Here is an 11,594-nt window from a genome sequence, read left to right as displayed (position 1 = left end):
CCCGCACCCAGGAAACCCACCCCCGTCACCATCTGGCCCAGCACACGCGTCGCGTCCACACGCTCGGTGGTGAGGTCGGCACCGAGACGGATGAACACGTGCGTACCCAGGCAGATGAGAACGGCGGTGCGGACGTCGAGCGGCTTGCCGCGCAGCTGGCGCTCCAGTCCCACGATCATGCCGCACGCCACCGCCACCAGCACGGGGAGCCAGAACGACCATTCCAAAGGCGAAAACGATTTCATGCTGATTGACCTCTAGTGACCGGAGTCGTCTCCCCACAACTCCTGCAGGCGCTTGTCGCGACCACAACCCTTGCGGTACGCGGCGTAGTGTTCCGGTTCTTTCGTGTAGAAATCCTGGTGGTACTCCTCGGCGGGCCAGAACGCGCCCGCCGCGGTGATGTCGACCGCCACCGTGCCCAGCAGCTCCTCCACGGCGGCGCGGGACGCCTCCGCGAGGCGCTTCTGGTCCCCGTCGTGGTAGAAGATCTCCGGCCGGTACTGCGGTCCCCGGTCGCAGAACTGCCCGTCTCCCGATGTGGGATCGATGTTGTGCCAGTAGACCTCGAGCAACTGCGCGTAGCTCACCTTGCGCGGATCATACTCGACCTGGATGGCCTCGCAATGACCGGTTTCCCGGTTGGAAACCTGCTCGTAGGTGGGGTTCTCCTCGGGACCGCCGGTATAGCCCGAGATGGTGGCCTTCACACCCTTCACGTCGTCGAAGGCCGGCTCCATGCACCAGAAACATCCACCCGCGAAGGTGGCAATGGCGGCCTCATTCCCCGTCCGCGCAGAGCCGGCGCAAACGCCGGCGGCCACCGCGCACACGGCCAACACCCGTACCCCCCGAGAAACGCGTCTGTGCATGCCGTTCCACCTCCGCAATTGGGGCCAGTCTACACGCCACCCTTCCTACGATGAAAGCATCCGTTTTGGGTGGCGGCAATCGCGGGCAGCACCGTCCGGGGAGCAACCGGAAACCCCGCGCCATCGCCGGGAACCCGCGCCGTCCGCGGCAAGGTCGAATCATGGAACGCCTTATGCAAGAACCAGTTGAATTTGCCGGCCGGCAGCCGGCGCGAAACGAGGAGTTGTCACCATGATGCGTCTGAAAATGATTCTGGTCATGATCGTGCTGCTGACCGCCGGTTCGGCGTCGGCCAGCACCTGGTACGTCGCGGCGGTGGGCGGCGACGCCACCACCATTCAGGGGGGTATCAACCTCGCGTCCAACGGAGACGAGGTCGTGGTGGCCATGGGCACCTACACCGGCCCCGGCAACGTGAACGTGTCCTTCAACGGCAAGGCCATCCTGGTCCGGTCGGAGAGCGGTCCCTACCAGACCGTCATCGACTGCCAGGGAGCGGCGCGTGGCTTCACGTTCATCAACGCCGAGGGGCCCGGCTCGATTCTGGAGGGTTTCACCATCCGCAACGGCATGGAGACGAAAGGCGGGGCCATCCTGTGCGACGGCGCGTCGCCGGTGATCCGCTACAACATCCTCTCCGGGAACAACGCCACCACGTCGGGCGGCGCAATCCACATCAAGCAGAGCTCGGCCGCCGTGTACCGCAACACCATGGACGGCAACGGTGCCCCGGCCGGCGGCGCGATTGCCCTGCAGGGACCCGCAACGCCGCAGATCTACCAGAACATCGTGTGCAACAGCACCGCGGGTGGCGCGCTGTCCTGCGCCGGGAACTTCACCGGATCGCTGGTGGGCTGTAATGATTTCTTCATGAACACCGGCGGCGACACCGTGTGCGCGGGTGACACCGGGAGCAACTTCTCGCTGGATCCCCTGTTTTGCGGCATCCCCGGGAGCGGCAACTACTACCTGCAGCAGACCTCCCCCTGCGTGGCCGCGTACTCGCCCTGCTTCCAGGACCTGGGCGCGCTGGGCATTCAGTGCCAGGTGACGGCCACCGAGCAGGCGACCTGGGGCAAGGTCAAGGCGCTGTACCGCTAGTCAATCCGACCACAAAAAAAGAGCGCGGGGCCAAAGACCCCGCGCTCTCAGCTGTCAACGAGTGATGGCTCGTTCGGCCGGTACTAGTACCGGTCGCGACCGCCGCCACCGAAGCCGCCCCGGCCACCACCACCGAAACCACCGCGGCCACCGCCACCGCGGCCACCCTCGGTCTTCGGACGCGCGATGTTGACGGTGAGCGTGCGCTGGGCAACCTCGCGGTTGTTCAGCTTCTCGACGGCCTGCGCGGCCGCCTCGTCCGTCTCCATCTCCACGAAGCCGAAACCACGCGGACGGCCGGTGTCGCGGTCCATGACGAGCGAAACGCTCGCAACGGGTCCGACCTCGGAGAAGAGCTCGCGCAGATCCTGCTCGGTGGTGCTGTAATTCAGGTTGCCGACATAGAGTTTGCGATTCATGAATCAGATTCCTTTTCGAAACATTCTAACCGATACCACGGACCTCGCACACGCATGCACGCGATCCGCGTCTTGCGCTCAAACATAAACTGGGGTCGCTTAACCTGAGAAAAGGGGAGGCGAAACTCGGTCCTGACTTGAACGCGGCTTTTTGACACGGGGAAGATAGCGCGCCGGTGCCAGACCTGTCAATCGGGAAAACCAGGGCTACTCCCAGTAGCTCCCCCAGCGCCCATCTACCCTGCGGACGGTGTCCGGGTCCATTTCCACCGCGTCGGGGTAGCCGGGCTTCCAGGTGGCGTCGATGCCCATGACGCCTTCGTAAATGGGCTGCACCCCGGCCAGCGACGTCCGCGAAAACACCAGGTCGCGCGCGGGGTCGAAGCGCGTAAACACACCCCAGATGGTGTCGACGTCGTCATCGAGGTTCACGTCGGGGCTGACCACCGCAATCATCTTGAGGCCCGCCAGGGCCGGGGCGGCCACCAGCGCATCGAGGGTTCTTCGACCCGCGTCCTTCTCGACGCGATCGATCTGCACCACCAGCAGCGCGTCCTCCCACACCTTCCAGCGGCGCACGTGCGGCGCGAGGTGCGCCGGGTCGCCGGAAACCGGTTCGCCGCTCGCCCCGCCCGATCCCGCGGCCGGCGCGCTTCCGCCGGAGTACTGCGCGCGGCTGCCGGTGGCATCCAGAATCATGCGGCTCCCCAGGTGCATCTTGAAACTGGTGAAGTCGAGCGTGTCGAGCGGCGCACGCGAGATTAGATGGAAGTTCTCGCGCGGATCGAAGTGCGCGCGAATGGATCGAAGCACCGCGCGGAAGTTGCGGGCGTCGACGTCGCGATCGACGAGCACCAGCACCTTGCTCAAACCAAGTTGCCCCTCGCCCAGCAGACCCATGGCGGTGCGCACGGGTTCGCGCGTGTAGCGGCCCTCGACACTAGCGACCAGCAGGTTGTGAAACCCCGCCTCGTAGTACGCCCACACGTCGCGTACCTCGGGGCGAATGAGCCGGATCAACGGACCCAGGATCATCTGCGACGCGTCGCCCATATAACGGTCTTCCTGCGGCGGCTTCCCCACCACCGCGGCCGGATACACCGGGCGGCGGCGGCGCGTGATCGTCTTCACGCGGAAAACGGGAAAGTCGGCGGGATCGCAGTAGTGGCCGAAGTGGTCGCCGAAGGGCCCCTCCACGCGGCGCTCGTGGGGCGGCACTTCCCCCTCCAGGATGAATTCCGCGTCGGCGGGAACATCGAGGTCGATGGTTCGCGCGCGCGCGAGCCGCGTGGAGCGCGCACGCAGGATACCCGCGAACGCAATTTCTTCGAGCGCTTCGGGAAGCGGAAAGATGCCGGCGAGCATGAGCGCCGGATCGGCGCCCAGCGCCACGGCAACCGGGAGCGCGTGTCCCCGCTTCTCCGCTTCGCGATAGTGGAAGCCGCCACCCTTGTGGATCTGCCAGTGCATGCCGGTGGAGCCGCGGTCGTAGAGCTGCATGCGATAGATACCGACGTTGGTTCTGGCGGTGCGCGGGTGGCGTGTCACCACCAGCGGAAAGGTGATGAACGGACCGCCGTCCTGCGGCCAGCAGGTGATGACGGGCAGGGCTCCCAGGTCCGGCGAACGGTCGATCACCTCCTGGCCGCGGCCCCTTGCGGTGCGCCGGGGACGGAACGCCAGCAGGCGCGGAAAGAGATCGCGCGCACGCCAGATGCGGGCGGGGGTAGGCGGATTGAGTTCCTCGGCAAGGCGCACCAGCCGCTCGCCGAGCGCTTCCGGGTGCATGCCGATGGCGCGCTCGATGCGCGACAACGTGCCCAGGAAGTTGATGGCGAGCGGAAAGCGCGACCCCTTGACACGCTCGAAAAGCAACGCGGGACCACCCTCGCGCACCGCGCGCTGGGCGATCTCCGCGATCTCGAAGCGGGGGTCGACCTCGGTGCGCACCCGCTTGAGATCGCCTGTGGCCTCGAGAGCCATCAGGAAGGACTGAAGGTCACGATAGGGCATGATCGAGAATCTACTTCCCTTTCGAGAAACGCTCCATCATCGAAATGCGAGCCGCTTGTGCGAATCGCTTACAAGGCAACGCTGGCGCAGCCCCCCCCCGCGGGGTGCGTCCGGGACCTATTTGACCAGTGTAACCTATTGCAGCGCATTATATTGCATGATTTTCCCCGCCCCTGGGGAGGGGGATGGCCCCGCGCTTGCTCTCATCGGATGGTCCCAAACAAGGAACACGGATTCCGCGCCGCGCTCGACCGCAGTCAGGTCGACCAGCGTTGTCGGCCGGAACCGATCGAGGAGGTCAATCACAATGAAGAAGCTTCTTTCCATCATCGCGGTTGTCGCGATTGTCGCGGTTGCTGCGTCGAGTGCGTTTGCCACCAGCCCGCTGCGTTCAGTGGGTGTCGAGGCCGGCTATGTCAGCGCGGACCTCGGTGGCATCGAGAACAACAACACGTGGGTTGCCGGCATCTTCGCGGACTTCGGTCTTCCGATGACGAACATGTACATCAACCCGTTCGTCAACTACTGGAACTATACGGAGAGTCAGAACTCCGTCGACGCGTCCTTCCGTGACATTTCGGTGGGTGCGAACATGAAGTGGACGATCCCGACGTCGGCCGTCCGCTTCCAGCCGTTCCTCGCCGCGGGTGTCGCGGTTCACATGCTGAACGCTTCCGCCGAAGACGCGGGCGTCAGCCTGTTCGACCAGGGCGACACCAAGTTCGGTTTCCAGGGTGGCGCTGGTTTCAAGGTGGGCGTCAGCCAGAGCACCAGCATCGTGGGCTCGGGCTGGTACAACAACGTCGAGAACGCCGACAACTGGTCGGTTCGCGGCGGCCTGGCCTGGAATCTCTAGTTCCCTGATCGCACACTCGATCGATTCAACACCCCGTGCCGGAAACGGCGCGGGGTGTTTTTCTTGGGTCACCGGGGGGCGTGCGTTCGGGTGCGCGTGATACCGCTCCGACGCGATTTCCGCAGCGCGATTTCAAATGTTTCGCGCGAGGACCATGAGCGGAGGAGCGGTATCGCGCTGCACCCCGGAGGCCGCCACGCGCCCCGCGCGTCCGGAAGTCTCTAGTCCATCTCGGTGTCGCCCGGCGCGGTGTCGGTTCCCCAGCGGTAGAAGAGCGAATTCTCCACGCCCAGGCGGTCCAGGATGCGCCCCACGATCATGTCCACCATGTCGGCGATGGTCTTCGGGCGGTGGTAGAAGGCGGGCATGGCGGGCAGTATGTCCGCGCCCGCGCGGTGCAGGGTGAGCATGTTGGAGAGATGAATTGCCGAAAGCGGGGTTTCGCGCGGCACCAGCACCAGCCGGCGCCGCTCCTTGAGCGCAACGTCGGCGGCGCGCTCCACCAGGTTGGATGAAATACCGGCCGCGATGCGCCCCAGCGTTCCGGTGGAACACGGCACGATGACCATTCCCGCGCACTTGAAGGATCCGCTCGAGATGGGTGCGGCGAGATTCATGTGATCGAACAACCGCAGGCTTCCCTTCCCTGCTTCGATTTCACTCGCACGAATCAACGCGTCTTGTTTATCACGCAGCGTCCTACCGAGCTTGATGCCGCTCTCCAGCTGCATCACCTTCTCCCCCGCCGGTGACACGATGGCGTGCACGTCGTGACCCGCGCCGGTCAGCGCGTTCAGAAGGCGAAGCGCGTAGGGTGCCCCGCTGCCGCCCGTGATTCCAACCGCGTAGATGGCCATCGTGATTTACACCACCGTATCGATCGCAATGAGAACAAACAGCGCCACGCTCACGATACCGTTGGTAGTAAAGAACGCGGCGTTCACCCTGGAAAGGTCGTTGGGCTTGACCAGCCGGTGCTCATGGATGAGCAGCAGGGCCGTCAGCACCAGGCCCACGCCGTACCACCGCCCGACGAACAGCATCGAGCCCGCAACGGCCAGACAGACGAGAAAGCCGGCGTGCAGAACGCGTGACACGCGCAGCGCGCGTCCGATCCCGAAATCGGCCGGCAGCGAGTGCAGCCCCTCGCGCCGATCCACCTCCGCGTCCTGGCAAGCATAGATGATGTCGAAACCGGCCACCCACAGGCCGGCGCCCAGTCCCAGCAGCACCGCCGGCAGCGGAACCTCGCCGGTGACCGCCACCCAGACCGCGGGCGGGATCATCACGTAAACCGCCCCCAGGAGCAGATGGGCATAGGGCGTGAAGCGCTTGGCGTACGGATAGGCAACCATGGCTCCGATCACGAGGGGCCACAGCCACCGGCAGACCGGGTTGAGCCGCCACACCGCCACCAGAAAGACCACCAGGGCGACACCGGTATAGAGCATCGCCCGCCCCCGACCCAGGCGGCCGGCGGGAATGGCCCGCCCCGCTGTGCGCGGGTTGCGCGCATCGATCTCCCCGTCGATTAGGCGGTTGGCCGCCATCCCCACGGTTCGGGCGCCAATCATGGCCACCGTGATCCATAGAAGGTAATGCCCACGCGGCCACCCCGCCTCCACCAGGAACAACGTCGCATACGCGAAGGGGAGTGCAAACACCGTGTGCTCGACCCGGATGGTGTCGAAGAATTCACGTAAGCTATTCATCTGTAAACGAATGCTGCGAAGCAGCATTCGCCAGGTTGACAATGGCCCGAGTGTATATGTTGACAATTAAGCTCGAAAATATTGACAATTCATTCCTCGAAAGTTGACAATTCGGCGCCCGGCGGCGCTGGCCCACCGGGAATAAGGTTGACAAAAAACCGCCCTGTCGATAGAAACCAGCCCATGGAACGCACCCGAACCCAGAGCATTCGAGAGTTCATCCTGGACCAGGCGGCCATGAATCCCATGGGACTCGCGCGCCGGATCGGCGAAGCATACGGGATTTCCAGGCAGGCGGCAAACCGGCACCTCGACCTTCTTGTGGAAGCCGGGCTTCTGGAGCAGTCCGGCCAGACGCGCGCCCGCGTGTACCGCCTCAAGCGCACCTCGTCGCTGGCGCGCGAGGTCCGGGTGACCCCGGTGCTCAACCCGGCGCGTGTGTGGGAGGACCACATTGCACCCGTGCTCGCGTCCGACACGCCCGCCGTGCGCGAACTGTGCCGCGGTGCTTTCGGCGAACTCATGGGTAACGCAGTGGACCACGCCGGCGCCTCATGGATCCAGTTTTCCTTTACGAACAACGCGCGCGACATCGACATCGTGGTCGCCGATGACGGCGCGGGCATATTCGAGATGCTTCGGCAGCCACTGGGTGCGGCCTCGGCGCAGGAAGCGGCCGCCATGCTGGCCAACCTGGCCAACGCGCGGGCCGCGGACTCGCCCCTTGCGCGTCTGGTCCTGCTCGCGCGCAACTTCCAATCGTTCGCCATCCGTTCCGCCGGCGTGGCACTCGATTTCTCGCTAAAGCACGGCACATGGACGGTGAGCGACGATCCCCAGGGGCGGAAGGGAACAGCGATCGCCTTCCGGCTGCGCCGTCCCAACGGGGCCGCGTCGCGAACACCGCTGCGCCGCGGTACCGCCGTCACCCGCTAGCCGGCCGGGAAGCCGCGGACCGCCCGGCAGCGCTCGAAGGCGCCTTCCAGCTCATCCACGCTCATCCCCTCACTCAGGCCCTGCTCCACAAGCACGAAGAACGCGTCGTTCGCAATCGCGTCGTGGAGGGTGCGCGCCATGGTGGCGTTTCGGCTCCACACGGCGTCGCGTGCGGCCTTCCCGTCCGGTGCCAGTGTGGCGACGAGTGCTTCGCGCGCATCCAGAGCGACCCGCAACACCGTTGCGTCCGGCGCGCCCGCGACGGTGTCCGCGTGTGTGTCCTCGCCCGCGGCACCTCTGGCCAGGATGAAGACGCGCGCCCCGCGCGCCCGGGTGTCGGCGATCGCTTCCGCGAGTTCCACCCGCACCGGCGCTGATGCGTCCATCACCACGATCCGCCGCGCCGCCGCCAGCATCACGCGCACGCGGCCCATCACCTGGTCGCGGTCCTTCAACGCAAAGAAACCGTCCTCGTCCGCATCGGTCTCCACGGCCACGGATGCGAGCGCCCGCGAGGCGATCTCGCGGCGGTCCATGAACTCCCGCTCGAGCTGGTCGAAGAGTTCATCGGGCGGCACGGCACGAAACAACGGCGGGGAAGCCCGGTCGTCGGTCACGGCGCCCTTGCGCGCGAGGCTCTCGAGCGCGCGGTAGACGTTGGCGGTGGGTTTGCCGATGCCCTTGGAGACCCGGTAGCCGGTGGTGGCCGGATTGGCGACGAGATAGGCGTAGGCGAGGGCCTCCAGGCGGGTCAGGCCCAGCGCTTCCAGGCTCGGAATGGGCTTCATAGCTGCCATGACTACTACTATCGTCGGGGCAAGTCAAGCGGAATTGTCCATTCGATAGCAGCAGAAGCTACTACTACTTAAATTCAGCCTGGCGGCGGGCCGGAGCCGCCCGGAACGAAAAAGCGGGGCGGTGGATCGCGCCACCGCCCCGCTCGGTATCAGCCTCTGGGGGCGTTACTTCTTCTTCTCGGCCAGGTCCTCTTTGGGATCCGCCGGCACGAACTTGAGTGCCACCGAGTTGATGCAGTAGCGCAGGCCGGTGGGCCTGGGGCCGTCGTCGAACACGTGGCCCAGGTGCGCCTGGCAGCGTCCGCACATGACCTCGGTACGGTCCCAGCCGAAGCTGCGGTCCTCCTCGCTGGCCAGGTTGCGGTTGTCCACCGGCTCGTAGAAACTCGGCCAGCCGGTACCGGACTCGAACTTGGTGTCCGAGGCGAACAGCGGCTGTCCGCAGGCCACGCACAGGTACACACCCTTTTCGTGATTGTCGACATACTCGCCGGTGAAAGCGCGCTCCGTGCCCTTCTCGCGTGTCACGCGATACTGGTCCGGGGTGAGGATTTCGCGCCACTCGGCGTCGGTCTTGTTGATCTTGCTCATACGGATATTGCCTCCTCGCTGCGTGAGCTTGAGTTCAGCCTCGGCCTCGGGCGTGATGAACGCACCCGCCGCCTGGATGAACGCGCCCCGCTCCGTCGATACCCACACCGCCACGGCGTGCCGTTTCGGGGAGGGATCCTTCGGCGCGCGCCACGCGGCACGGCCGGTCCACGCGCCCTCGCGCGCGGTGAATTCGATGGTCTGATACTCGAGCACCACGAAGTCGTGCGTCAAGGTCCTGCCCTTGTTCTCGCCCGCCTTAACGTTGCGCTCGACTCCCATGCCCAGCACCACAACGTGCGCCACGATTCCTTCGGTCGGCGCGGTCGCGGGTGCGAACGTCACGTCGATGCCGTCACGGGCAATGGACGCGGTCAGCGTGCCGGGGCTCCCGCTGGTCGCGGGCAACGGCTGCTTGTCGTACCAGCCACGCCACTCGCTCCCGTTCCACACGAAGCCGGGCGTATAGATGCGGTCCGAGTTCCACGCCGCGGCGTAATCGCGCTGCCGCTCGCTGAAGTCCACGTTGGCGAAGACGTCCGTCCAGCCCAGGTAGTCCCAGTAGTCAACGTGGAAGGCCACCGGCACGACGTCCTTCCACAGGCGGCCGTCGGTGGCGAGTCTGGAGAACCACGTCTCGGCCGGCGGACAGCTGGAACAGCCCTCAGACGTGTAGAGTTCCAGCAGTGCCACGCGCGACGGGCCGCTGCGGATGGTCTGCGCCGGCTCCGCGCGCACCGCGGTGGTGACGCACACGGCAATCACCATGGCCGCACCCGCGGCCGCGCGCCGGAACGTCGGGGTTTCCCGGGTTCGAAGCGCCCCCTGCTTCATGTTAAACCTCCCAGAGGAAATCCAGCGACGCGTCCGGCGCGCAGTCCACGGGATCCCTGTCGCCATGGAAGATCCTTGCCTCGTGCGGCCCGAGCAGCCTGAGCGCCGCTCCGTCGACCTCGATTGCGCTGCCTTCACGCAAACCTACGACGTAAACACCCGGATTGGTTTTCGTGAACTCGGCGATGCGCTGGGTGCGGGTCTCGCCGCCGTGGTTGGGGATCATCGCGTCGGTGAAGTGGGGGTTTATCTGGAAGGGAACCAGGCGCAGTGCGTCGAACTTCGACGGCTCCACGATGGGCATGTCGTTGGTGGTGCGGATGGAGGGGCAGGCCACGTTGGACCCGGCACTCCAGCCGATGTAGGGCGCGCCGGCCAGCACCCGCTCGCGGATGGCCCACAGCGACCCGTCGTCGTACATGGTCTTCAGCAGGTTGAACGTGTTGCCGCCGCCCACGAACACGGCCTCGGCGGACGCCACCGCCTTCGCCGCATTCTTCGCCTCGTGGACCGATGTCACCGCGATGCCCATCTTCTCGAACCGCTCTCTTGCCATGGTGGTGTAGTCCTCCCAGCTCACCGTCACCCCGGCGTAAGGTACGAATATCGCGTTCTTTACGCCACCCATGAAGGCGCGTATCCAGGGCTCGGCGTGGTCCAGCCAGCCACCACCGTAGTTCTTGGAGTTGCTCAACAGGAGGAGTCGGGCGCTTCGCTTGCTCATGACCGGTGTCCCTTTCGTCCGGGGATATTGGGGGTGTCTGCGGGCCGAGCCTCTAGTGTATCTTTCCTTCAAGGAGGAATCCATGCCCAACCCACAGGGTCTCCCGCTGGGAGAATCGATTCGATTTGGATGGAAGACGGTTCAGGCGCGCGCGGCCTTCATAGTCGGCGTCACGCTGGTTGCCTGGGCGGTGCCGGGCATCATCGAGTGGGCCGGCGACAGCGCGTTCGACACCCGGCTGCAGGAGTTCGGTATCTCCGTCATCGCGAGCCTGGTATCGAGCACGTTCGCGCTGGGCCTCGCCAAAATCTACCTCCGGTTTCGTGACGGCGAGACACCGATCTTCGAGAACCTCTTTGACGGTCTTGCCCGCCTCCACATCTACATCGCCGCCATGATCATCGTGGGCATCGCGGTTTTCATGGGCCTGGTCCTGCTGATCATTCCCGGAATCATCTTCCTGCTGCGGTTGTGGTTCGTGGGGTTCGTCGTTGTCGACGAAGCGGTGGGTCCGGTGGAGGCGATCCAGCGCAGCTGGGACATCACGCGCGGCCGCACCATGGACCTGTTTCTGCTCTTCCTGCTGCTGGTCGGCCTCAACCTGCTTGGCATCGTCGCGCTCGGCGTGGGACTGCTGGTCACGGTTCCCATCAGCGGGCTGTCGCTGGCCTTCGTGTACCGCGAATTGAAACCGAAGGCGGCGGTGGTGGTTGAGCAGCCGGTGCCGGCCACGTAGCC

Annotated in this window: 13 protein-coding genes and 1 pseudogene; 4 read left to right on the top strand and 10 right to left on the bottom strand. The window is 65.4% G+C overall.

Annotated features, from left to right (window positions below):
• On the bottom strand, positions 1–245 hold a 245-nt coding region (locus tag OEX18_06025), incomplete at its 3' end, for an MgtC/SapB family protein (protein MDH4336820.1).
• 12 nt (positions 246–257) lie between these two features.
• Complete coding sequence (gene msrA / locus OEX18_06020; protein ID MDH4336819.1) at positions 258–872, bottom strand: peptide-methionine (S)-S-oxide reductase MsrA; 615 nt, start codon at positions 870–872, stop codon at positions 258–260.
• Between the two features lie 232 nt (positions 873–1,104).
• Between msrA and OEX18_06015 the strand changes: the two genes are divergently transcribed.
• Positions 1,105–1,974, top strand: coding sequence for a hypothetical protein (locus OEX18_06015; protein MDH4336818.1), 870 nt, complete (start codon positions 1,105–1,107; stop codon positions 1,972–1,974).
• Between the two features lie 83 nt (positions 1,975–2,057).
• Here OEX18_06015 and OEX18_06010 read toward each other — a convergent pair whose 3' ends face one another.
• Both OEX18_06010 and OEX18_06005 read right to left on the bottom strand, forming a co-directional pair.
• Positions 2,058–2,393, bottom strand: a complete 336-nt coding sequence (locus tag OEX18_06010; GenBank protein MDH4336817.1) for an RNA-binding protein — start codon at positions 2,391–2,393, stop codon at positions 2,058–2,060.
• Positions 2,394–2,600: 207 nt separating this feature from the next.
• Positions 2,601–4,406, bottom strand: a complete 1,806-nt coding sequence (locus OEX18_06005) for a UbiD family decarboxylase (protein MDH4336816.1) — start codon at positions 4,404–4,406, stop codon at positions 2,601–2,603.
• A 307-nt stretch (positions 4,407–4,713) separates the two neighbouring features.
• On the opposite strand from OEX18_06005, the gene OEX18_06000 reads away from it, so the two are divergent.
• Positions 4,714–5,262 carry an outer membrane beta-barrel protein gene (locus tag OEX18_06000; GenBank protein ID MDH4336815.1) on the top strand — a complete coding sequence of 183 codons (549 nt, stop codon included), beginning with the start codon at positions 4,714–4,716 and terminating at the stop codon, positions 5,260–5,262.
• Between the two features lie 221 nt (positions 5,263–5,483).
• Here OEX18_06000 and OEX18_05995 read toward each other — a convergent pair whose 3' ends face one another.
• On the bottom strand, positions 5,484–6,119 hold the full coding sequence (locus tag OEX18_05995) for a UbiX family flavin prenyltransferase (protein ID MDH4336814.1): 636 nt from the start codon (positions 6,117–6,119) through the stop codon (positions 5,484–5,486).
• A gap of 6 nt (positions 6,120–6,125) precedes the next feature.
• Entirely contained in the window at positions 6,126–6,974 is an 849-nt protein-coding gene (ubiA, locus tag OEX18_05990; protein MDH4336813.1) for a putative 4-hydroxybenzoate polyprenyltransferase, read from the bottom strand.
• A gap of 183 nt (positions 6,975–7,157) precedes the next feature.
• Between ubiA and OEX18_05985 the strand changes: the two genes are divergently transcribed.
• Complete coding sequence (locus tag OEX18_05985; GenBank protein MDH4336812.1) at positions 7,158–7,910, top strand: hypothetical protein; 753 nt, start codon at positions 7,158–7,160, stop codon at positions 7,908–7,910.
• On the opposite strand, the gene OEX18_05980 is transcribed toward OEX18_05985, so the two are convergent.
• From OEX18_05980 to pepE, 4 genes and pseudogenes are all read right to left on the bottom strand, one after another.
• Positions 7,907–8,698 (bottom strand): hypothetical protein, encoded by a 792-nt coding sequence (locus tag OEX18_05980; GenBank protein MDH4336811.1) that lies wholly within the window; start codon positions 8,696–8,698, stop codon positions 7,907–7,909. The genes OEX18_05985 and OEX18_05980 overlap by 4 nt on opposite strands.
• A gap of 174 nt (positions 8,699–8,872) precedes the next feature.
• Positions 8,873–9,355 carry a peptide-methionine (R)-S-oxide reductase MsrB gene (gene msrB, locus OEX18_05975; GenBank protein MDH4336810.1) on the bottom strand — a complete coding sequence of 161 codons (483 nt, stop codon included), beginning with the start codon at positions 9,353–9,355 and terminating at the stop codon, positions 8,873–8,875.
• A 54-nt stretch (positions 9,356–9,409) separates the two neighbouring features.
• Positions 9,410–10,066 (bottom strand): annotated as a pseudogene (locus OEX18_05970) (DUF1223 domain-containing protein).
• Positions 10,067–10,133: 67 nt separating this feature from the next.
• Positions 10,134–10,856: a dipeptidase PepE gene (gene pepE, locus OEX18_05965; protein ID MDH4336809.1), complete on the bottom strand. Its 723-nt coding sequence runs from the start codon at positions 10,854–10,856 to the stop codon at positions 10,134–10,136.
• An 82-nt stretch (positions 10,857–10,938) separates the two neighbouring features.
• Between pepE and OEX18_05960 the strand changes: the two genes are divergently transcribed.
• Positions 10,939–11,592 (top strand): DUF975 family protein, encoded by a 654-nt coding sequence (locus OEX18_05960; GenBank protein ID MDH4336808.1) that lies wholly within the window; start codon positions 10,939–10,941, stop codon positions 11,590–11,592.
• Positions 11,593–11,594: the final 2 nt, after the last annotated feature.

It is taken from the genome of Candidatus Krumholzibacteriia bacterium, from assembly GCA_029865265.1.
In the GTDB taxonomy this organism is placed as follows: Bacteria; Krumholzibacteriota; Krumholzibacteriia; order WVZY01; family JAKEHA01; genus JAKEHA01.
Note: the sequence above shows the minus strand (reverse complement) of the source record. Positions and strands in the feature narration are given on the sequence as shown.

What these genes read in the sequence shown, in the direction of transcription:
- msrA (MDH4336819.1), bottom strand. Translation starts at nt 872, where the DNA reads ATGCACAGACGCGTTTCTCGGGGGGTACGGGTGTTGGCCGTGTGCGCG.
- OEX18_06015 (MDH4336818.1), top strand. Translation starts at nt 1,105, where the DNA reads ATGATGCGTCTGAAAATGATTCTGGTCATGATCGTGCTGCTGACCGCC.
- OEX18_06010 (MDH4336817.1), bottom strand. Translation starts at nt 2,393, where the DNA reads ATGAATCGCAAACTCTATGTCGGCAACCTGAATTACAGCACCACCGAG.
- OEX18_06005 (MDH4336816.1), bottom strand. Translation starts at nt 4,406, where the DNA reads ATGCCCTATCGTGACCTTCAGTCCTTCCTGATGGCTCTCGAGGCCACA.
- OEX18_06000 (MDH4336815.1), top strand. Translation starts at nt 4,714, where the DNA reads ATGAAGAAGCTTCTTTCCATCATCGCGGTTGTCGCGATTGTCGCGGTT.
- OEX18_05995 (MDH4336814.1), bottom strand. Translation starts at nt 6,119, where the DNA reads ATGGCCATCTACGCGGTTGGAATCACGGGCGGCAGCGGGGCACCCTAC.
- ubiA (MDH4336813.1), bottom strand. Translation starts at nt 6,974, where the DNA reads ATGAATAGCTTACGTGAATTCTTCGACACCATCCGGGTCGAGCACACG.
- OEX18_05985 (MDH4336812.1), top strand. Translation starts at nt 7,158, where the DNA reads ATGGAACGCACCCGAACCCAGAGCATTCGAGAGTTCATCCTGGACCAG.
- OEX18_05980 (MDH4336811.1), bottom strand. Translation starts at nt 8,698, where the DNA reads ATGAAGCCCATTCCGAGCCTGGAAGCGCTGGGCCTGACCCGCCTGGAG.
- pepE (MDH4336809.1), bottom strand. Translation starts at nt 10,856, where the DNA reads ATGAGCAAGCGAAGCGCCCGACTCCTCCTGTTGAGCAACTCCAAGAAC.
- OEX18_05960 (MDH4336808.1), top strand. Translation starts at nt 10,939, where the DNA reads ATGCCCAACCCACAGGGTCTCCCGCTGGGAGAATCGATTCGATTTGGA.